The 21261-nt window shown below is 61.6% G+C and carries 15 protein-coding genes and 1 pseudogene; 4 read left to right on the top strand and 12 right to left on the bottom strand.

The genetic code is table 11. From position 1 onward, the window contains the following. Positions 1 to 64: 64 nt before the first annotated feature. From ETW23_RS22110 to ETW23_RS22090, 5 genes are all read right to left on the bottom strand, one after another. Positions 65 to 2143 carry a polysaccharide biosynthesis tyrosine autokinase gene (locus ETW23_RS22110; RefSeq protein ID WP_167738191.1) on the bottom strand — a complete coding sequence of 693 codons (2079 nt, stop codon included), beginning with the start codon at positions 2141 to 2143 and terminating at the stop codon, positions 65 to 67. Continuing rightward, positions 2140 to 2439 (bottom strand): NAD-dependent epimerase/dehydratase family protein, encoded by a 300-nt coding sequence (locus tag ETW23_RS22105; protein WP_167738190.1) that lies wholly within the window; start codon positions 2437 to 2439, stop codon positions 2140 to 2142. The genes ETW23_RS22110 and ETW23_RS22105 overlap by 4 nt, the downstream gene beginning before the upstream one ends. A 4-nt stretch (positions 2440 to 2443) precedes the next feature. Further along, complete coding sequence (locus ETW23_RS22100; RefSeq protein WP_134831449.1) at positions 2444 to 3475, bottom strand: glycosyl transferase family 2; 1032 nt, start codon at positions 3473 to 3475, stop codon at positions 2444 to 2446. Between the two features lie 67 nt (positions 3476 to 3542). After that, the gene (locus ETW23_RS22095; RefSeq protein WP_134831448.1) at positions 3543 to 4496 is read right to left on the bottom strand and encodes a glycosyltransferase family 2 protein; all 954 of its coding nucleotides are present in this window, start codon (positions 4494 to 4496) and stop codon (positions 3543 to 3545) included. Positions 4497 to 4649: 153 nt separating this feature from the next. Next, complete coding sequence (locus tag ETW23_RS22090) at positions 4650 to 5834, bottom strand: polysaccharide biosynthesis/export family protein (RefSeq protein WP_134831447.1); 1185 nt, start codon at positions 5832 to 5834, stop codon at positions 4650 to 4652. Positions 5835 to 6109: 275 nt separating this feature from the next. Between ETW23_RS22090 and ETW23_RS22085 the strand changes: the two genes are divergently transcribed. Further along, on the top strand, positions 6110 to 7405 hold the full coding sequence (locus tag ETW23_RS22085) for a glycosyltransferase (protein ID WP_254695224.1): 1296 nt from the start codon (positions 6110 to 6112) through the stop codon (positions 7403 to 7405). Here ETW23_RS22085 and ETW23_RS22080 read toward each other — a convergent pair. From ETW23_RS22080 to ETW23_RS26335, 7 genes are all read right to left on the bottom strand, one after another. After that, positions 7294 to 9561, bottom strand: coding sequence for a calcium-binding protein (locus tag ETW23_RS22080; protein WP_134831445.1), 2268 nt, complete (start codon positions 9559 to 9561; stop codon positions 7294 to 7296). The genes ETW23_RS22085 and ETW23_RS22080 overlap by 112 nt on opposite strands. Continuing rightward, positions 9495 to 10271: a G8 domain-containing protein gene (locus tag ETW23_RS22075; protein ID WP_134831442.1), complete on the bottom strand. Its 777-nt coding sequence runs from the start codon at positions 10269 to 10271 to the stop codon at positions 9495 to 9497. The genes ETW23_RS22080 and ETW23_RS22075 overlap by 67 nt, the downstream gene beginning before the upstream one ends. A gap of 551 nt (positions 10272 to 10822) precedes the next feature. Beyond that, positions 10823 to 12463, bottom strand: coding sequence for a calcium-binding protein (locus tag ETW23_RS26620; RefSeq protein WP_134831444.1), 1641 nt, complete (start codon positions 12461 to 12463; stop codon positions 10823 to 10825). Then, on the bottom strand, positions 12460 to 13275 hold the full coding sequence (locus tag ETW23_RS22065) for a hypothetical protein (RefSeq protein WP_134831443.1): 816 nt from the start codon (positions 13273 to 13275) through the stop codon (positions 12460 to 12462). Before ETW23_RS22065 ends, ETW23_RS26620 begins: the two co-directional genes overlap by 4 nt. Beyond that, the gene (locus ETW23_RS22060) at positions 13209 to 13985 is read right to left on the bottom strand and encodes a G8 domain-containing protein (protein ID WP_134831442.1); all 777 of its coding nucleotides are present in this window, start codon (positions 13983 to 13985) and stop codon (positions 13209 to 13211) included. Before ETW23_RS22060 ends, ETW23_RS22065 begins: the two co-directional genes overlap by 67 nt. Before the next feature lie 568 nt (positions 13986 to 14553). Then, the gene (locus tag ETW23_RS22055) at positions 14554 to 17160 is read right to left on the bottom strand and encodes a hypothetical protein (protein WP_368075907.1); all 2607 of its coding nucleotides are present in this window, start codon (positions 17158 to 17160) and stop codon (positions 14554 to 14556) included. After that, a complete protein-coding gene (locus ETW23_RS26335; protein ID WP_134831440.1) occupies positions 17091 to 17990 on the bottom strand; it encodes a family 16 glycosylhydrolase in 900 nt (299 codons plus the stop codon). The genes ETW23_RS22055 and ETW23_RS26335 overlap by 70 nt, the downstream gene beginning before the upstream one ends. 382 nt (positions 17991 to 18372) lie before the next feature. On the opposite strand from ETW23_RS26335, the pseudogene ETW23_RS22045 reads away from it, so the two are divergent. The 3 genes and pseudogenes from ETW23_RS22045 to ETW23_RS22035 all read left to right on the top strand — a co-directional run. Continuing rightward, positions 18373 to 19332 (top strand): annotated as a pseudogene (locus ETW23_RS22045) (transposase); the annotation flags it as partial. Positions 19333 to 19420: 88 nt separating this feature from the next. Further along, entirely contained in the window at positions 19421 to 20539 is a 1119-nt protein-coding gene (locus ETW23_RS22040) for an IS110 family transposase (protein WP_254695223.1), read from the top strand. 32 nt (positions 20540 to 20571) lie between these two features. After that, positions 20572 to 21111: a transposase gene (locus ETW23_RS22035; protein ID WP_368075906.1), complete on the top strand. Its 540-nt coding sequence runs from the start codon at positions 20572 to 20574 to the stop codon at positions 21109 to 21111. The last annotated feature ends 150 nt before the right edge of the window (positions 21112 to 21261 follow it).

Raw genomic sequence — 21261 nt, 5'->3', positions numbered from 1 at the left:
TTCCAGTTCAGCGGTGGTCGTGTGCCCTCGCGCACCAGCAGCACGACGCTGTCAGACATCCGTATCATCGGCACTGCATCGGCAAGCGCCAGCAGAGGGGGGTGTCGAATATCACCATGTCAAACCGTTCCTGCAATTGGGCGACCAAGTCAGCCATCTGGCTGGACATGAGCAGTGCAGCCGGATCCTTAAGCTTGGCCCGCGCGTTGAGAAGGAACAGATCCGACTGCGGATCCCGCTGCAGGGCTTCGTCCAGCGTGGTCGTGCCGATCAGCACGTCCACGAGGTCCGGCCGCGGCGGCAGGCCCAGCACCTTGCTGGCATTGCCCTTGCGCATGTCTGTTTCGACGAGCACGCAAGATTTTCCCATTTGCGCGGCGGAACGGCCCAGCATGACGCAGGTTGTTGTCTTCCCGGCATTGGTATTGCAGGAGACTACGGCCACTGTATGACCCTTTCCAGGCCTGGAGTGCACCAGGTAGCTGCGCAGAGACCGGACGGCTTCGGAGAGCAGGGATTGCGGCTCCCGCAGGACAAAAGCCGATGGCTCCAGCTGCCGCAGGAAACTGCGCAGCCGGGGCAGCACAAGAACATGTGTCTCCGGCATCAAGCTGCGAAGACGGGAATCTGAAGTGACCATGTCGTTACTGAAGGCGCGCGCGAAAACCACGCCCATGCTCAGGACGGCGCCGGCCAGAAACCCTAAAGCAGCGCCCAGTTTCTTGCGCGGGGCGACAGGTGCCAAGGGCCGCCGCGCATAGGAAATCACCTGGGCATCTGCCTCTTGCAGTTCGATGACTTCGCTGGTCTCGGTAAACTTGCCCAAGAATACTTCGTAAGTGACCCGGTTGGCCGCGAGCTCCCGTTCGAGCTGTGCCATCGTGACGGCCCGTTCCGACAGCGCAAGATTCTTTTGCTCAAGTGTGAACAGCTGGTTCTGCAGGGCCGCTTCCTTGGCGCGGGCCACTGTTTCGAGGTTGGCCTTGCTGTCGCGCAGCCGGAGCACTTCAGTTTCCAGCGCGGCCTCGAGGCGGCTGGCCGCTTCGGTCGTTTCACGGACCTGGGGGCTGTCGCCGCCAAACCGTTCGCTGAGCTGGCTGCGGCGCTGTTCAAGGGAGGCAATGCTGCTGAGCAGTTCGTCCAGCAGGGGCGAGTCGAACAGCCCGGCGGCGGCCACCGCTCCGCCGCTCTCGATCAGCGCGTCGATCTCGGACAGTTCCGAGGCGATCAGCGTCCGGTCGGCGCTGATGGTACTCAGGCGGGTGGAGAGTTCACGCAGCTGCTGATCCAGTCTTTCTTGCGAGCCCAGCCCGGCTGCGAAATTCTGGTTGCGGAATTCCACGACGGCCCGCTCAGCCTTCTCCAACCGCTGGTGCAAAATGGCGATCCGGGCGTTGAGACCGGTTGTGACCCGCTGCACAGCCTTGAATTTTCGGTTCAGCTGTTCGCGCAGATAGACATCCGCGACCGTATTTGGCACGGCAGCAGCCAGCTGGCGGTCGCTTGAAGCAAAGGAAATGTCGACCAAATAAGAATTCCCGACCTGGCTCACCGACAGGTTGCTGCCCAGGGTGCCGACGTAATCTGCCTGTGTGCCGTACTGTTTCTGCCCGGCGGCCGCGGCGCGGGCAATCGGAGTCGGCGCGCTTTCAGCCGCGGCTGCGCCGTCTGCGGCTTCGCTGGTGCCGCTTAGCATGAATTTGACCCAATCCTTGGCCTGCTCAGCCGTCCGCTGCCATAACGGCGGCGGCAGGACGGGCTGCAGATCCGGGTTGAACAGCGGGTGTGACGCCAGGTTCAGTTCTTCAGAGACGCTGGTCAGTATCTGACCTGAAGTGATAATCGCAATTTCGCCGACGATATCGGCATTGTCCATGCTGAGTTCTTGAAACAGGTTCCCCAGGGTATCGTCTGCCCGGTTTTTTTGGCCCAGCATAATCTGCGCCTTAGCAGTGTAGACCGGCGTGGCGCGCAGCACTAAAACCGCGGCGGCAAGCGTGCCGAGAAACGCTCCTATTGCAATGATCCACCAGCCTCTGCGCAGGATGGTGAGCAGCTGGGCGACGGTCATTTCCGGATCGCTTGCCGCCGCGGCTATGCTGGCTGGACGCAGGGGCGACGGGGAGCTGATACGCCGGTTCATTTGTTTCCATCCTGTTTGATCAGGCCTCCGGCAGCGGCGGGCGTCTCTATCCTCATCTTCAGCGGCTTGCAGACCGCTTCGGTCGAATGCGCCAATGCCATCACAAGGCGGGAGAGGATGTGCAGCCATGGGGCCGGCACCCCGGCCAGTAGCGGGGCCAGGATTTCCAGCATTGCTGCCTGTTTTGGCTTGTGGACCATGGCCCGGACCCAGACCTTTTGTTTTGCCAGATGTTTAACGGGATGGCGGCCAACGAAGCCTGCAGCTCCAGTAACAAGGTAAAGCGGAGCGGCCATGGTCCTATGTCCCTGCATGATGGGAGGTGGCGGAGACCTCCTGGGTCTTGCGGCTGATCGCCTCGGCATCCTGTTTTTGGATAGAACGGACTGTATATTGCTTCATCCGGCGGGACTGGGAGAAAATGATGATTTCGCCGACCAGCCCCAGGCCAATGATCTGGATTCCCAATACGACCATTAGCACTGCAAAAATCAAAACCGGCCGATCGGCCAGCGCAGCATCTCCGAAGAGACGGTAGCCGACAAGAATGGCGGTGCTGAACAGTCCAAACAGCAGAACTGGCAAGCCGATGGCGCCGAAAAAGCGCATTGGGCGACGCAGGAACTTGAGCACCACATACAGCATCAGGGCATCCAGCACTGCCCGCATGTGGCCCAGAGGTTTGAACACAAAGCGCATGTGCTCGGTCTCTTCCCGGCTGGCTGGCGGCAGCTGTGCTTCTTCGATTTTGTAGCCGCGCTGTGCTGCGATTGAAGGGATGAAATGCTGCCGCACGCCAAGGCCGCAGGAATCCTGCAGCACCGGCTTGCGGCCCAGCCGCACCCGACAGAAAGGGTCTGCGACCTGCAGGCCGAACAACCCTTTCAGCATCTGATGGAACAGATTGCGGCGCAGGCGGCCCCAGCCGCTCAGGCTGCGCCCGGCGCGGGCCGCGATCACCATATCGCTGCCGCCAAGCGCTTCGAACAGGTCAGGCAGGCCGGCGGGGTCGATTTCGGGCCAGCCCGGCAAAGTCAGTATCAACTCGGCGCGGACCCGCTGCACAGCCACCTGCAGGGCGGCATCGTCGCCGCTCCAGGGGCGTTGCCCCAGCACTGCAAGCTCGGGCCAGTCGGCGGCCAGCGTCTGCAAGGCCGCCATTGTTTCGGTTTCGCGCCCGTCTGTGATGCAAATCAGTTCATATTTCAGATTTAATGAGTCCAGACCGGCACGGTAGCTTTCCAGCATGCTGGAAAGGTGCGGGATCTCGCTGACGGCGACAATGGCCGAAAACTCTGGCTGGCCTGCGGTTTCTATAAGATCAAGGGGCATCGTTAAACTCTACATTAGCATACATTTATTTGCATTCTGGATTATTTCGAGCTCTGTGTCCCTTTAATCAATTTGGATTCTCCTCATCTACGGCATGCGGCAAGAGGCGGCTCTGTGTTTCGTGAAATGTGACTGCCGATATCAGTCCCAGTAATACCAGATAGAGCGATAAGCTGCCGAACAAACCAACCACGGCCATTTCGACAACCGCAGGATAGCCTTGGGAACGGATCAGCAAGATCGAGAACACGGCGCAAAGCGCCGCCGCTGCGGCCAGCCGCAAGAAGCTGCTCAACGGGTTGCGTGCAAAAAGCAGAAGCGTCTTGATCGACAGCAGATCCAGCAAGACTTTGAAAACCCGCGAAAGGCCGTATTTCGAGGTGCCGAAGCGGCGGGCATGATGCCGGACCCCGACTTGCGCCACCCGGGCGCCCAGCGGAATGGTCATAGCCGGAATAAAACGGTGCATGTCCGAATAGAGCGGCACCTGCTTGATCAGTTCGCCATGGTAAACCTTGAGAGAGCATCCGTTGTCGCGAATCGGCAGCCCGGTGACCTTGCCGATCAGCCAGTTGGCGATCTTCGAAGGCAGCTTTCGCGACAAGAATTTATCCTGGCGCTTGATGCGCCAGCCCACCACCAGATCATAACCTTCCTTGAGTTTTTCCAGCATCATTGGAATGTCGGCCGGGTCGTTTTGCAAATCGCCATCCATCGTCACCAGATAGCGCCCGCGGGCATGTTCGATACCCGCCGTCATCGCGGCGGTTTGCCCGTAGTTGCGCTGGAAACAAACCAGTGTCAGCCGCGGATCGCCGACTGCGATCTGCTCCAAACGCAGCACGGTCTCATCCGAGCTGCCATCGTCGACAAAGATCATCTCATAAGGGCGGCCCAGCGGGTCCAGTGCCGCAGTGATGGCCGCATACATCGGCCCGACACTGTCTTCCTCGTTATAGACCGGCACGCAGATTGAAATATCGATCTGAGGAGCCGTGGCGTATGGTGCCGTTTCGGTCATGAAAACCTCCTGTCTGTCCCGCTGGCGCTTGAAACCGCAAATAGCGCTCTGCAAGGCCTTGCACAGGGCAAGCCTGCCATCCTCAAATTGCGGGGGCTGTCAGGCTTGCCACAGCTTTCCGCAAGCTGTTGCGCTGCCGGATCCACGTGGCGCTCAGCCTCCTTCGATGCCCGCCGGCGCAACCAGCGGGTCTTCAAGGATAACCTCCAGCACGTCGAGCGGCTGCAAGGCCGTGGCGCGTCCTGCGGGCTGAGGTGACGGCTCAGAGCCGTCACCGCGCAGAATTTGATAGCGGATGATACTGACCGGCTTGCTACCGGGCGCTTCCCCGGCAAGCAGTGCCCCGGCGCCGGATTCGCGCAGGATCCGGCGGCTGACAACTTCCCGGTTCATCAGCCGCTCGATCTCCGCCTCTGTGGCCTGCAACTCGCGCAGCACCTCCAGCCGCCGGGTGGAAATCAGATCGTCTTTATTCCGGTTCAGTTCTGAAATCTGCTGTTGTGCTTTGAAAATTCCAGTTTCGTTGTCCAGCGCCCGGGCTTCGAGATCGATCAGGGTCTGCTGGGCCAGAACCAGGCTCTGCGAGCGCGACAGCCCGCGTTTGAGAAGCGTGTCAAGAGTACCCACGGATGTCCTGACCAGGTCGATCTGGCGGTTCAGCCCGTCCAGCTTCTCCTGCCGGGCGGCGATCTCGGTTTCCAGCAGCTTGCGTGAGGCGGCCAGTTCTGTCAGCGCATTGGCCAGGGTTTCGCCGCGGCTAGCAAACAGGATTTTCTCCTGTTCGAACATGGCGGCCAGCGCAGCTTCGCCACCCGGTGAGCTGAGACCTTCGGGGCGAGGGAATGTATCCTGCCCCTCTTGTTCTGCCTGCAGCCGCGCGGCGCGCAGCTGCATGCGTGCCCGGGTGAGACCGGCCTCGCGGTAGGTGCCTGAGGTGCGGATCGCAGCAATCAGGTCGCCGCCTTCTTCGCCATTCAGCCGGTACAGACCCCCGGCCAGCGCCACCGCCTGCAGTGCGGTGAGCCCGGGGCGGAAATCATAGCTGCCCGGCCGCATCACATCCCCGAGGACATAGACCGGCCGGTATTTCAGGATACTGACGGCGGTGCTTGGCGGCTGGCTCAGGCCGGTATGCTGCTGCACCGCGGAGGACACGGCCGCCGCTAGTGCGGCTTCTGTCTGGCTCGCCGCGCGAATCGAGCCGACGAGCGGCATCATCATGGTTCCGTCGCTGCCAATCGTGTAATCGCCGCCGAGTTCGTCGAATTGGGCAAAGGCCAGTTTGCTGGCATCCCAGGCCACCACCCGGATGCGGATCTGATCGGCCGGCCCCAGCACATAGGCCTGATTTTGAGCGCTGCCTGCAGAGATGTCCTGAGCGGCTGCCGAAAGGGCCGGCGCCAGCAGCAGTATGAGTGACTTGACGCAAACCGGGCACACAGGTTGAAAAAAACTCAGGCCTTTTCGTTGCGCGCAGCACAGCGCAATTGAAAGGTTGCGCAGTGCATGAAATGTTCTAGTCAACAGGCTTCTCCGTAGCGGTTCCGGAAATGATGACTTCTGGTAAATTCACTATTACAGCTATCGTGCCAACGTACAACAGATCCGCTTTTTTGTCCGAAGCTTTGAATAGTTTAGCGGCACAAAGCCGGATTGTTGACGAAATCATCGTCTGGGATGACGGATCTGAGGACGATACAGAGAAAACAGTCCGGGCGGCGGCCGGGCCGGTGCGCTATTTCCGTTCGGAAAACGGCGGCAAGTCGCGGGCACTGAATGCCGCGATAGCTCAGGCGCGCGGCGATTGGATCTGGATTTGCGACGATGACGATATCGCCCTGCCTCATGCTGCTGAAACCCTTTCAGCCCTGCTGCTGGCCAACCCTTCGGCCGGCTTCGCTGCCGGCGGTTACAAGCGCTTTTCCAACGCACCGGAGACCGGGGAACCGGTGCTGTCGGGGCCAGGATACTGGCCGGACCTGAGCGAAGGCTCGGTGCTGCGGCACCTGCTTGAGGATATCTTCCTGTTTCAGAATGCCACTTTGGTGCGCCGGAGCTGCTATGAGGCGGTGGGCCCGTTTCGGGAGGATCTGGCCCGTTCGATTGATTATGACATGATCGTCCGACTGGCCGCCCGCTTCCCTGCTGCAGTTATTGAAACTCCCTTGTTCCATCAGAGAAAACACAGTGGCGCCCGCGGCCCGGCCGCAGCGCGCCATGCAGCCTCTCGCTCCGAGGAAGTGTGGAAAGGGGCTGACAAGCTGGTTTTCGAGGGTTTGCTGGAGGCATTACAGCCAGACTTATTCACGAACATGTTCGAGGCAGCAGTGCCGGGCCATGCAGCGCGCGCGGGCCGGTTACAGCGTGGCTGTGTTTTTGCCCGGCGCACGGATTGGCAGGTGGCGCTGCAAGAATTTCGCGCCGCCGCTGCGCTGGTGCCCGGGATGGCGCTGTCGCCGGTTGAGAAGACCATCTGCCGCCGCGCGCTGGCGGGGAAACATGGCTGCGCCGAGGCCCTGAGGCCAGATGTGCGCGGTGCTCTGGCAGGTCTGGCTGCCGGATCGCCGTTGGGTGCGGAAATTGCGGCAGCGCTGGCGCGCGGCACCGGATGGCGGCTGCGCGCGGCAGTGCGCGGCGGGGATCTGCGGGTGGCGGCGGCCTTGTTAGGCTTTGCCAGCCGCCTTCTGGTGGCTGGCAGGCAGCGCCGGCCGCGTTTGGCGGCGGGGCGTCTTGCGGAACGCTGCGATTACCCGGAAGGGGGGGCAGGCCGGTGCCGGCCTGACCCTGGTATTGGCACTCAGAAGAGGAAGTCGCCTGCTGACAGCGCAGAGGCATCAACCCCGATGATCGTGAGGCTGCTGCCTGCGTCGTCGGTGATCACCGCATTCCCGTCGGCGGTGGTCAGGTGATTGGCCTGCAGGTCGGCATAGCTGGTGATCCCCTCGGCAGCCGACAAGATGACGACGTCATCGCCGACGGTGAACTTCTTCACCTTGTCACGGCCCGCTGAAAACAGCAGCTCATCCGCGCCCCCGCCCAGAGAAAGAACGTCGTTCCCAAGCCCGCCGTTGAGCTGATCCCTGCCATTGCCACCGATGAGCGTGTCATTGCCGTTTCCGCCCATAAGCGTGTCATGGCCTTTGGCGCCGCCGATTTTGTCTTTGCCGCCGCCGCCCGTCACGTAGTCGCCGCCGGGGCCGCCCTTGAGGCTGTCGGAACCGCCGGAGCCGTGCAGAATATCCTTACCGTTTCCGCCCCGGAGCGTGTCATCGCCGGCTTGACCGCTCAATGTGTCGCTGCCGCCTTTTCCCGACAATGTGTCATCCCCGCTTGATCCCGAGATGACCTCATCGTCCGTACTGCCAGTAACCGAGAGGCCTCCGTTGCCGCCGCCGCCCCCGGTGTCGCCACCCGTATCGCCTCCGGTGTCACCACCTGTATCGCCGTTGCCTGCCGGGAAGGGGAAGTCGTAGGTGAAAGCGGGGTTGCCAATGCCGGGATCGGGATACTGGGAGAGCGCATAGGCGTCCAGCTTGCCATCATCAAACCCCTTGAGCTTGATCTCGATGACCACCGGGTGCTGCTCGCCGGTCAGCCGGTCGGTGATCCAGTTGACCACAGGCGCGACCCAGCTGCCATCCGCCTTTTGGAAGGTGCCGTGCAGCTCCAGGAACTGGTCCAGGGTGAACTCCCGCTGCCCGCTGCCCGCGCTGCCGGCAAGGGTCAGCTTGATCCCGTCAAAATCCTTGCTGGTTCCCGAGCCGCTGGGCGGCTTGGCGATCACATATTCATTGAAGGTGCGGGTGCCGACCGAATCAGTGATCGTGCCGGTGATGCTCAGGCTGCGGTCGCCGGGGCCCAGCACCAGGTCGGCGCCCGCGTCCGGGGTGAAGGTCACCGCCTCCGTCTGGGTGAGGCGGCGGCTGTCCACGATCTGCGGCATCGGGTTCTCATAGTTGATGCCGTGCTCGTTCTTGAAGAAGGCGATCAGCTCCTTGCGCTGGGAGGCACTGTCCACGTTCTTCATCAGGTCTTCGAGCGCAAACTCTTTGCCGACATCGTGGAACTCGGTGTCGATCAGCACCACCTCGTGGTTCACGCCATAGCTGCGGTAGCCGGTGCCGAAATCATGCATGTCGACATCGTTGAACACCACCGAGGAGGTCTTGCGCTCAATCCGGAAACCGGTGCCTTCACCCTGCCAGGTGGAGTCGATGAACTCGTAATTCGACGCGTAATTGTCCAGGTTCACCGCGTCCTCGCCGCCCCAGATGGTGAAGTTCCGGAACACGCTCATGGTGTCGGTGTCATCCGAGAACTGGCGGTGGAACACCCGCAGGCCGGTGCCCGAGGCGATTGAGGTATTGTCATCGAAATCGATGATCGGCGGTTCTTCATGGTCCAGCGCCACATCGAAGGGCGAGGGGTCGAAGGGCACCTGTTCACGCTCGAACATCTTGCGGTGAATGCCGTCATTGGGGGCGTTGGGGTTGTCCGCATCTTCCGGGAAGCTTTCGCGGCCGGAATAGTTCCAGGCGATTTTCGAGTTCGCGGCTATATTGTCCTGCTGGACGATGACGCGGGACTGATTCTCGTAGGCCGCCCCTTCCGAGCCGGTCTGGCCGGACATCTTGGAACCGGTCACCGAGGAGACCAGGTTGTTCATCCAGGCGCCGGTCTCGTCGCCCATCTCCGACACGATCCCGGCGCCGGTGACGTCATAGACGATATTGCTGTTGATCATCGCCTGGCTGGAATGCTGCACGATGCCCCAGCCGGGGCTGCCGGTCACTGCGTTGCCCTCGATCATCGAGGTTGGCCCGTTCGGCTCGGTGCCGGTCATATGCAGATGGACCGGGTAGCGGCCCTGCGGGTTGGCCTCGCCGGGTTCGGTTCCCACCTCCTGGCTGTGGTCGGTGCGGCCCAGGTCGCGGAATTCGGCGTAGCGCACGCAGTTGGTCGAGCCGTCCTCGTGATCGGGCGTGCTGTTGTGCATCATCACATGGCCGCGGGTGCCTTCCGGGTTCTCGGATTGGAACACCACATTACGCGAGAGGTTGCCCACGAAAGTGTCAAAGCTGTGCCCCCGGGCGGCTGGTGATCATAGGCCAGCGGCTTGTCGAAGGTGATCTTGCTGCCCTCGACCGATACGATGGTGCGGGTTTCGTCCTGGGTTTTCAGAACGCCATTGCCGTCCTCGCCCAGGTATTCGGTGCCGACCAGCAGGATCTGGTCGCCGGGCTGCCAGTTGGCGGTGCTGCCCTCGACGGTGATGGCGGTGTCGCCGGCCTTGGCGCCGCCCGTTATCTTCAGGTGGCTTTCCTTGGCGGCGCCCTGAATGTCGACCTCGCCGAAGGCGACCAGCCCATGGCTGAGCTGGCCTGGGTCCTTGGCCAGGTTGATGGGCCCGTCGGTGAAGGTGATGGTGGCAGAGACACCGGCCGGCATCGGATCGGCCATCGAACCGATGTCGATTTGCGACCCGGGGCTGGTGATGATGGTCTCGACATGCATCGAAGTGTCCTGGCTCCGCGACCAGGACAGGGTGCCGTCGACCCGCACCATGTTCAATTCGGCGCTGCTGCCGGAGTCATAGGTGACGGTCTTGTCCTCGGGGACCAGGACTTTGGCGTCTTTCCCCGGCACCTTGCCGCCGTTCCAGGTCGCGGGGTCGGACCAGTCGCCGTCCCGCACCGCCACATGGGTGGCTTCTGCCGCTTCGAACAGCGCATCGGCCTGGGCCATGTGCGCCGAATGGGTCATATGCATTTCCATCGTTCCGTCCTTTTTGCCCGGCGCGCCCGGCCGGTGCACTACTCGCTAAATTCACACGCGTTGCCGCAGTGCTGCCTATCAGCGCGCAGACGGAGGTGCTCTTCAGGGCAGATCAAGGTCAGCCTGCCGGCCGTGCCCATAGCGCACACCTGACGGCGCGTCCGGGCAAATGCCTGGCTGCTTGGATACCTGTGCTCTGCTGAGAAACTTGCGGCTTGCGCCGGCGTCCTCTGATAGCTGTCTGTGTTGCTCTGATAGGCCTGTGGTTGCTGTTCTTACCCAGGGGGGGCTTTCAGAGACTTAAAACCGGTCCTCCCTCATGCGGTCAACTAGAGCGCAAAAGGTAGGCGCAAATGTGCCGATCTGCAGGCCATCAATAGGCAGAAATTTGGTCTTCGGCTGCGGCGGCCTGCCGGGACGGCTCACCTGGTGCCGGTCAGAGTCTGTTTTGAGAGGAAAGATACTGCTTCGGACTCTGGTTCCGTCGTTCCGACGTTTGGCGGCGCCCGGTGAGCGGGTTTCCCTCCCCAACGCCCGGGGGAGGGGAGAACTCAGAACAGCAGGTTGTCTCCGGCCAGGAACTCCGCTTCGGTGGTGCCGTGCACAGCGGCCAGATTATAGCTGCCGTCCGGGGTACTGAGAGTGATCCGCACGCCGACGCTGATATCCTTGAACGACAACGCCTCTTGTGTCTGGGTCTCGTCCCATCCGTAATGATCGGCAATCAGCGAAAGGTCGATCTTATCGCCTTCCGCAGCCGAGAAATCTCGCACCTCGTCGCGGTAGCCGTCCAGGGTCTCCGCCGAGAACCGGAAAATGTCATCTCCACCGCCGCCGTAGAGATTGTCGCGCCCGGCGCCGCCATCCAGGATATCGCCGCCGCCATTGCCGTAAAGCTTGTCACGCCCGGCAAGACCAAGGATCTCTGTGGCCCCGTCCCCGTCCGTCAGTGTGTCATTTTGGCTGCTCCCGCTCAGCACCGGCAGGTCACCGGCTGGGCCATCACCGCCGTCCTCATCCAGCGGCAGATCCGGGGCGGTGTCCAGCGCCAGCGCGGGGCCGGCCACGGTGCTGGCATTGCCGCTGCCGTCGGTGGCGGTCACCGAGGTGGTGACCGGACCGTCCGGCAGGCTGGTCAGGTCGAAGACCAGCGTGCCGTCGGCGCTGGCGTTCTGCATCAGGTCGATGCCGTCGCCGCTGACGGTCACCACGGCAGTGGCATCGGCATCCAGGCCCGAGAGAACGACCTGGACCGCGTCGGCCTCATCGGCGTCAATGCTGCTGTCCGGCGCGGCCAGCGCCAGGTTGCCGTCATCATCGCCGTTGCCGCCGCCGCCCCCGGTGTCGCCACCCGTATCGCCTCCGGTGTCACCACCTGTATCGCCGTTGCCTGCCGGGAAGGGGAAGTCGTAGGTGAAAGCGGGGTTGCCAATGCCGGGATCGGGATACTGGGAGAGCGCATAGGCGTCCAGCTTGCCATCATCAAACCCCTTGAGCTTGATCTCGATGACCACCGGGTGCTGCTCGCCGGTCAGCCGGTCGGTGATCCAGTTGACCACAGGCGCGACCCAGCTGCCATCCGCCTTTTGGAAGGTGCCGTGCAGCTCCAGGAACTGGTCCAGGGTGAACTCCCGCTGCCCGCTGCCCGCGCTGCCGGCAAGGGTCAGCTTGATCCCGTCAAAATCCTTGCTGGTTCCCGAGCCGCTGGGCGGCTTGGCGATCACATATTCATTGAAGGTGCGGGTGCCGACCGAATCAGTGATCGTGCCGGTGATGCTCAGGCTGCGGTCGCCGGGGCCCAGCACCAGGTCGGCGCCCGCGTCCGGGGTGAAGGTCACCGCCTCCGTCTGGGTGAGGCGGCGGCTGTCCACGATCTGCGGCATCGGGTTCTCATAGTTGATGCCGTGCTCGTTCTTGAAGAAGGCGATCAGCTCCTTGCGCTGGGAGGCACTGTCCACGTTCTTCATCAGGTCTTCGAGCGCAAACTCTTTGCCGACATCGTGGAACTCGGTGTCGATCAGCACCACCTCGTGGTTCACGCCATAGCTGCGGTAGCCGGTGCCGAAATCATGCATGTCGACATCGTTGAACACCACCGAGGAGGTCTTGCGCTCAATCCGGAAACCGGTGCCTTCACCCTGCCAGGTGGAGTCGATGAACTCGTAATTCGACGCGTAATTGTCCAGGTTCACCGCGTCCTCGCCGCCCAGATGGTGAAGTTCCGGAACACGCTCATGGTGTCGGTGTCATCCGAGAACTGGCGGTGGAACACCCGCAGGCCGGTGCCCGAGGCGATTGAGGTATTGTCATCGAAATCGATGATCGGCGGTTCTTCATGGTCCAGCGCCACATCGAAGGGCGAGGGGTCGAAGGGCACCTGTTCACGCTCGAACATCTTGCGGTGAATGCCGTCATTGGGGGCGTTGGGGTTGTCCGCATCTTCCGGGAAGCTTTCGCGGCCGGAATAGTTCCAGGCGATTTTCGAGTTCGCGGCTATATTGTCCTGCTGGACGATGACGCGGGACTGATTCTCGTAGGCCGCCCCTTCCGAGCCGGTCTGGCCGGACATCTTGGAACCGGTCACCGAGGAGACCAGGTTGTTCATCCAGGCGCCGGTCTCGTCGCCCATCTCCGACACGATCCCGGCGCCGGTGACGTCATAGACGATATTGCTGTTGATCATCGCCTGGCTGGAATGCTGCACGATGCCCCAGCCGGGGCTGCCGGTCACTGCGTTGCCCTCGATCATCGAGGTTGGCCCGTTCGGCTCGGTGCCGGTCATATGCAGATGGACCGGGTAGCGGCCCTGCGGGTTGGCCTCGCCGGGTTCGGTTCCCACCTCCTGGCTGTGGTCGGTGCGGCCCAGGTCGCGGAATTCGGCGTAGCGCACGCAGTTGGTCGAGCCGTCCTCGTGATCGGGCGTGCTGTTGTGCATCATCACATGGCCGCGGGTGCCTTCCGGGTTCTCGGATTGGAACACCACATTACGCGAGAGGTTGCCCACGAAAGTGTCAAAGCTGTGCCCCCGGGCGGCTGGTGATCATAGGCCAGCGGCTTGTCGAAGGTGATCTTGCTGCCCTCGACCGATACGATGGTGCGGGTTTCGTCCTGGGTTTTCAGAACGCCATTGCCGTCCTCGCCCAGGTATTCGGTGCCGACCAGCAGGATCTGGTCGCCGGGCTGCCAGTTGGCGGTGCTGCCCTCGACGGTGATGGCGGTGTCGCCGGCCTTGGCGCCGCCCGTTATCTTCAGGTGGCTTTCCTTGGCGGCGCCCTGAATGTCGACCTCGCCGAAGGCGACCAGCCCATGGCTGAGCTGGCCTGGGTCCTTGGCCAGGTTGATGGGCCCGTCGGTGAAGGTGATGGTGGCAGAGACACCGGCCGGCATCGGATCGGCCATCGAACCGATGTCGATTTGCGACCCGGGGCTGGTGATGATGGTCTCGACATGCATCGAAGTGTCCTGGCTCCGCGACCAGGACAGGGTGCCGTCGACCCGCACCATGTTCAATTCGGCGCTGCTGCCGGAGTCATAGGTGACGGTCTTGTCCTCGGGGACCAGGACTTTGGCGTCTTTCCCCGGCACCTTGCCGCCGTTCCAGGTCGCGGGGTCGGACCAGTCGCCGTCCCGCACCGCCACATGGGTGGCTTCTGCCGCTTCGAACAGCGCATCGGCCTGGGCCATGTGCGCCGAATGGGTCATATGCATTTCCATCGTTCCGTCCTTTTTGCCCGGCGCGCCCGGCCGGTGCACTACTCGCTAAATTCACACGCGTTGCCGCAGTGCTGCCTATCAGCGCGCAGACGGAGGTGCTCTTCAGGGCAGATCAAGGTCAGCCTGCCGGCCGTGCCCATAGCGCACACCTGACGGCGCGTCCGGGCAAATGCCTGGCTGCTTGGATACCTGTGCTCTGCTGAGAAACTTGCGGCTTGCGCCGGCGTCCTCTGATAGCTGTCTGTGTTGCTCTGATAGGCCTGTGGTTGCTGTTCTTACCCAGGGGGGCTGTGCGGGGCCTTAAAACCGCTCCCCTCTCATGCGGTCAACTAGAGCGCAAAAGGCAGGCGCAAATGTGCCGATCTGCGGAAAGCCAATAGGCGGGAATCTGACATTCAGCCGTGGCGGGCTGCCAGCACAGCCCGTCTGGTGCCGGTCAGAGTCTGTTTTGAGAGGAAAGATGCCGTTGCTGCGGCTGAAACGGGTCTGCCGCCCCGGGGAGCGGCAGAGGATTCGCCCGGCAAGCGGGGTCCCCCGGGCCTGGGGGAGGAGAATCAAGGCCGGAGGCTCAGAACAGCAGGTTGTCTCCGGCCAGGAACTCCGCTTCGGTGATGCCGTGCACGAGGGTCAGGTTATAACCGCCGTCCGGAGTGCCGATGGTGATCCGCAAGCCGGCGCTGAGATCTTTGAACAGCAGCGCCTCTTGTGTCTGGGTCTCGTCCCATCCGTAATGATCGGCAATCAGCGAAAGGTCGATCTTATCGCCTTCCGCAGCCGAGAAATCTCGCACCTCGTCGCGGTTCCCATCCAGGGTCTCGAAGGAAAAGCGGAACACATCGGCATCACCGCCGCCGTAGAGATTGTCGCGCCCGGCGCCGCCGTCCAGGATATCGCTGCCGCCATTGCCGTAAAGCTTGTCACGCCCGGCAAGACCAAGGATCTCTGTGGCCCCGTCCCCGTCCGTCAGTGTGTCATTTTGGCTGCTCCCGCTCAGCACCGGCAGTTCCACCACCGTGCTGTCCAGGGTCAGGCCCGGGCCGTCCTCGCTGGCCATATTGCCCTCGTCATCGGTTGCGGTCACCGACAGGGTCAGGGGGCCGTCTTCCAGCCCCGTGAGGTCCAGCAGTACGCTGCCGTCGGCTGCAACGGGTCCCGAGGAGACGCTTGCGGTGCCATCGCTTACTGTCACCACCGCTGTGGCATCAGTATCGAGACCAGAGACCGTGAACGCCACCGATCCGGCTTCAGACGCGGTGATATCAGTGTCCGGCGCACTGACAGCCAGGTTGCCATCCTTATCCGCCGACAGGTCCGGGGCGGTGTCCAGCGTCAGGGCGGGGCCGGCCACGGTGCTGGCATTGCCGCCGCCATCGGTGGCGGTCACCGAGGTGGTGACCGGACCGTCCGGCAGGCTGGTCAGGTCGAAGACCAGCCTGCCGTCGGCGCTGGCGTTCTGCATCAGGTCGATGCCGCCGCCGCTGACGGTCACCACGGCAGTGGCATCGGAATCCACCCCGGAGAGGAGGATCTGGACCGTGCCGGCCTCATCCGCATCGATGTTGCTGTCAGGCGCTGCCAGAGCAAGGTTGCCGTCATCGTCGCCTGTGTCCGGCGGCGGCCCCGCTTGCAGGATCATTGTATCCGCAGCCAGGAATTCCGCTACGCTGACGCCATGCACGGCGGCCATGTTATAGCCCCCGTCCGGGGTGCTGATGGTGATCCGCAGGCCGGCGTTGATATTCGTGAATGAGAGGGCATTCAGCAGCTCGGCCTCGCTCCAGCCATAATGCTGCGCGATTGGGGAAAGGTCGATTTTGTCGTCTTCAGCAATCGAGAAGTCCCGCACCTCGTCGCGGTTTCCGTCAAGGGTTTCGGTGGTGAAGCGGAATACATCTTCCCCGGTGCCCCCATAGAGGTTGTCGCGCCCGGCGCCGCCATCCAGCGTGTCGTTGCCGCCATTGCCTATCAGAAGGTCCCGGCCGCCAAGACCGAGGATCTCGGTGGCGGCAACTGTGTCGCTCAGTGTGTCCTTGCCTTCAGTTCCGATCAGAAGCCCGACCGGATCAGGATCAGGATCAGGATCGGGGCCGCCGCCAGGATCGACATTCAGCAAACCGGCGAGTTCGGCTGCGGACACATTGTTAAAATAGGCCAGCGGCAGCAGCCCGTCCGGCCCGTCGATGCTCAGCTCTGCCCCGGAAGCATCCTCCGTGAACCGGACGGCTGCTTCGAACTCCGTAGCTGTCCAGCCATAATGGGCGATAATGCCCGACAGATCCACTGTGTCGCCATCCGCAACCGAGAGGTCCGCGACGTAATCGCGCTTGCCATCCAGCGCTGCCGCCTCGTAGGCGAAGGTATCGCTGCCGCCGCTGCCCGTGAGATAATCCGCGCCGCCGCCGCCCATGATGGTGTTGTCCGCGGCATCGCCAGTGATCCGGTCGCCGGCATTGCCGCCAATAACATCGGTGGCAGCTGGAAGCGTGCCGGCCAGCGTTCCAAAGGAGCCGGCCTGCTGGCCGATCTGAGCCAGCAGCAGATCATACATGTCGCTGGCATATTCCGCGTAGCTTTCGTTTTTAAAGTGAACCTGGTCAGAGGACAGGCCGCTCACGCCAACCGGATTGTCGAACAGAAGCAGTGTCGGATGTTGGCCTTGCTGCGAGGTGATCAGTGCGCGCAATCCCGGCACATAGGTGCCATTGCCCGCATCGCCAGCCACCTCAGTGCCGTTTATGATCGAATAGCCTTCATTGATAAAGTAAGTGTATTCCTCCGGAGTTCCCGAGCTCGTTTTCGGTGCCAGTGTCGAAATGACCAGGTATTTTCCAGCGTTGCCCGCATAGGCGTAGAACTGGTCAATCGCCTCCTGCATATTCGACATCAAGTTGGGAAAGCGGTTGGTGAAGAAATTATTGGCATTGTAGTCATTGGTGCCCGCCATCAGCAGCATGATGTCCGGGGTGTGCGCTGCCAGATTTACCGAAATGTCGGCGAGGCTGCTGTCATTGTTCTTGACCATGTTGCGCAAGGCTTCACCGCTCACCGCAGCGTGATCGCGATCCAGCATATCTACAGGGCCGTTCTGCATGCCGCCGACATAGTCTACCCAGCCGCCGCCGGCGGTGATGTGGGCAAACAGATCCTGTCGGTAGCCGTCCCGTTCTTCGGGCACTTCGCTGGGGTCATTGGCATTGACATGCCCAACAGTGAGCGAGTCGCCAAGCGCCATGATCCGGGCGGCGCGGGAAAAACTGTCGTCCGCAAGATTGACCACATAAGCCTGGTCCTCGCCGGCAAAGGAGATCGCGCCGCCGGTATCGGTGGGAGCTTCGGGCACATAGGGGTATAGGTCACCGAAGTATAGCTTGCTTCAGCCTCGGCATCCGGAGCCACCGGCCCATGCCAATTCTCCAGCCCCGCGCCGCCGGTCCAGATATTCATGTAGATTTTCATCGGTTCGTCGGGCACCGGCAGCGGCGCCGTTTCACCGGTCACTTCATACAGGAGAGTGCCGTCCGCATACCAGCGGATGCCATCCGGGTGCCACTCGATACGGTAGCTGTGCATCCCTGCGGCCGCGTCGAAGCCCAGATCGACCTGCACGCTGCCGTTGTCCCCCAGCTTTTGGTTGCCGTAGTAATAGTTGATATTGACCTTGGTAGTGTCATTGCCCAAGAACTCAAAATCGATCTCATTATGCCTGGCGGCTCCAAAGAAGGTGTTGGAGAACAGGAAGAAGGACGAGACCACACCTGAGACATCCGAGGCGGTCATCTCGACTTCATAGCTGCCGTAACCGTAGAAATCCTGCGACTGCAGCTCCGATCCAGTGAAATCCTTCCCCTCAGTGTCGGTACCGTCGAGAGTCAACACGGCTTCTCCAGGCGGTGTCAGCAGATATTCCGCATCCCAAGCTGTGTGGTTCCAGCTGGCGGCAACAGCAAAGTCAGAGATATACCAGCGTTCGCTCTCGTCCAGCTGATCAAAAGTTTCGTTAAGCAAAGTGACCCCCACATACTCATAACTCAGAACCTGTAAATCAAAACCCGCGGCTGCCCGGTCCCCAACATCTGCCCCGGTCTCCTGCCTGCCGGGCTGCTTTTCAAATAACCAGTGCGCTTCAGTATTTATGGTCTTTTTGGAGGGGAAACCGCCGACCTTTCAGGACCTCCCCACCTGCAATTTGGTGCAAAGTTTACGAAAAGCACCCCGGTCAGGCAAGGAGAACAGCTTTTTGGCGCAAAAGGCGCGCGGGACACTGTTCCCGCTTGCAGAACGATTATGGGTCCCGGAAGGCACATTGCGCCGATTTTGTTGAAAAACTCTTACTTGATTGCGGGGTGCGTCGCTGATTCAATTCCGTTGGTGAGCGGGAGGATTTGCGATGCTGGGACCGAAGCAGGAAGCGCAGGCGGCGCTGTTCTACGAGTTCTCGCTGGAGAACCATGTGCCGCAAGATCATCTGCTGCGGTCGGTTGACCGGTTTGTTGATCTGGGCAGCATCCGGGCTCATCTTGCGGATTTTTACAGCCATACTGGTCGCCCATCCATCGACCCGGAGTTGCTTATCCGAATGCTGTTGGTGGGATATTGTTTTGGCATCCGGTCCGAACGCCGACTGTGCGAAGAGGTCCATCTGAACCTGGCGTACAGGTGGTTCTGCCGTCTCGATCTGACCGACCGTGTGCCTGATCACTCCACCTTTTCAAGAACCGCCATGGTCGCTTCCGCGAGAGCGATCTGCTGCGCCATTTCTTCGAGACAACCGTGGCACGCTGCATGGAGGAAGGGCTTGCTGGTGGTCAGGGCTTCACCGTCGATGCCAGCCTGATCAGCGCTGACGTACAGAAACAGAACTCCAGCAATCCCGATGATTGGGCGGCTCGCGATGTTGATCCCCATGATGCGCCGCGCAGTGCGTGAGTATCTCGACACCTTGGATGACGAGGCTTTTGGCGCAGCCACGGCGGTTAGGCCCAAATTCACCGCTCATGCCGATCCAGCCAGTCAATGGACCGCCGCACGCAAGGGCCCAGCTTTCTTTGCTTACTCAGACAATTACCTGATCGATACCGATCACGGTATCATCGTGGATGTGGATGCCAGTCGATCAAACAAGACTGCCGAGGTTGGGGCTATGCGCAAGATGATCGACCGGACCGAGGAGCGTTTTGGTCTGAAGCCGGATTGGCTCGCCGCAGATACGGCCTACGGCTCTTCGGAAAATCTCGTCTGGTTTACGCTCAGGCGAAAAATCTTCCCGTTCATTCCCGTCTTTGACAAAGGCGAGCGCAAGGACGGAACGTTCTCTCGATCCGACTTCACCTGGGACGATGAGAATGACATGGTGTGTTTTCGGCGGCCGCTCTCCCAGGGCGAACGAGGTCCGATAAGATCGGCCTCAGCAAAACCAGCCGTGAAGGAGAACGACCATGCCGTATTATGTTGGTCTGGACGTGTCCGTCAAATCCGTGTCGATCTGTGTTGTTGATGGAGAGGGGAAGGTGCTTGCGCGTGGCGAAACCAGCTCGGATCCGGACGCAATCGCATCCTTCATTTCGGAGCATGCCGCTGGGCCCGAGCGGATTGTGCATGAGAGCGGCATCCTGGCCATCTGGCTCACCCGCGAGTTGGAGAAGCGCGGCCTTCCGGTCATCTGCATTGATGCCCGCCTGGCGCCCAAGGCGCTGTCGGGGCGGATCAACAAGTCCGGTCCCGGTGATGCCGAGGGACTGGCGCAGCTGGCCCGCACCGGCTGGTTCAGCCGGGTTCACATCAGAAGCGAGGCGTCGGAGCGGGTTCTCGTGCTCATTGGCGCTCGGGAGCGCCTGATCCGGATGCGCAAGGACCTGGAAGCGCATGTTCGCGGTGTGCTGAAGGTTTTCGGGATCTGTATGGGTTCAGTTGGCCGTGCCAGCCTGCGGCAGGGCTTCCGCGATCAGTTCGCTGAGGCAGGTCAGACCAACCCGGCACCCGGCGTGATGGCCGGCATGTTCATCCCGGTCCACAGGGCCCTGTGCGCGGCTGCGGAAGCGGTGGACGGCGATCTCAGGCTCATCGCGCGCCAAAGCGGCCTTGCCCGCCGCCTCATGACCGTCCCGGGCGTTGGGCCTGTCGTGGCGCTGTCCTTTATCGCCCCCCTCGACAACGCAAACCGCTTCCGGAGATCGCGGGACGTCGGAGCTTTCCTCGGCCTCCCGCCGCGGCGGCATCAATCCGGCGGCATGGGCTGGTCCGGCCGGATATCGAAATGCGGAGACCGTGATCTGCGCAAACTGCTCTACTCCGCTGCAACCAGCTTGATCACCCAGGTCAGAAAGCTGTCAAAACTGCGCGTGTGGGCCAAGAAGCTGCAAGACCGGAAGGGCTTCAAGAAAGCTGCGGTGGCGGCATCCCGAAAACTCGCTGTCGTCATGATGTGCATCTGGCGCGACGGACAGATTTCGAACCGGAAAAGGAGCTCATCACCTGACAACCAACCGACACCCCGCCCACCAGAGACAGGGCGGGTTCAGCGTCCTTCGGGACGGCGGCGGATCAAGCCAGTCTAAAGCGGTTGAAGGAGCCAACGCTCACTTCGCGAATGACATTCTGGCCGGTCAGCTCCCGGACGCCATCAGGAAGCGGAAACTCCGGCTTCGTAGAGAACCAAGGCCCCGAACGCCAATGGAACCCGCACTTGACAGTCCCGCAAACAGAGAACCGCTACATCTGTCCGGAGGGGAAGGAGATGCGACACACGTGGCGAACCTACTCAGATCCCGCCCGGAACGCGCCGAGCTGGTGCTCACGCAAATACCGGACCCTGACCGCCGATGGCAGGAACGGCCCGTCAAAGGCCAAGTGCTGTCCGAACTCCGAGGCCCGCGCGATCCACCGTGAGAAATACGAGATCGTCAGAGACTTCGTCCGTCAATGCACAGCATCCGAGTTCAACCCGGTGGCTCAGAGAAGAGGAAAGAAGGTCGAAATGCTGTTTGCCCATCTCAAACGCATCCTCGGTCTGGGACGGCTCAGACTGCGGGGGCCTTGCGGCGTCCAAGACGAATTTACCCACGCAGCTACCGCCCAAAACCTTCGGAAATTGGCAAAACTCAAGCCGATGGCACCCGCCGCAGGGTAACAAGGCGGTACCGCCTCAGATTGTCCAGAAAAATATGCGCCGTACCCATCCCCAACGCACAAAACCAAACGACTTTTTCAACGAAATCTGCCCTTTGTGGAAATCCGGAAAGTCAGCGCCCAAACTCCTCAAGACAAGCGCGCAAACTGC

Origin of the sequence: Leisingera sp. NJS201, from assembly GCF_004535885.1 — a bacterium.
Classification (GTDB): domain Bacteria; phylum Pseudomonadota; class Alphaproteobacteria; order Rhodobacterales; family Rhodobacteraceae; genus Leisingera.
The sequence above is the reverse complement of the archived record's forward strand: the minus strand, read 5'-3'. Positions and strand labels throughout refer to the sequence as shown.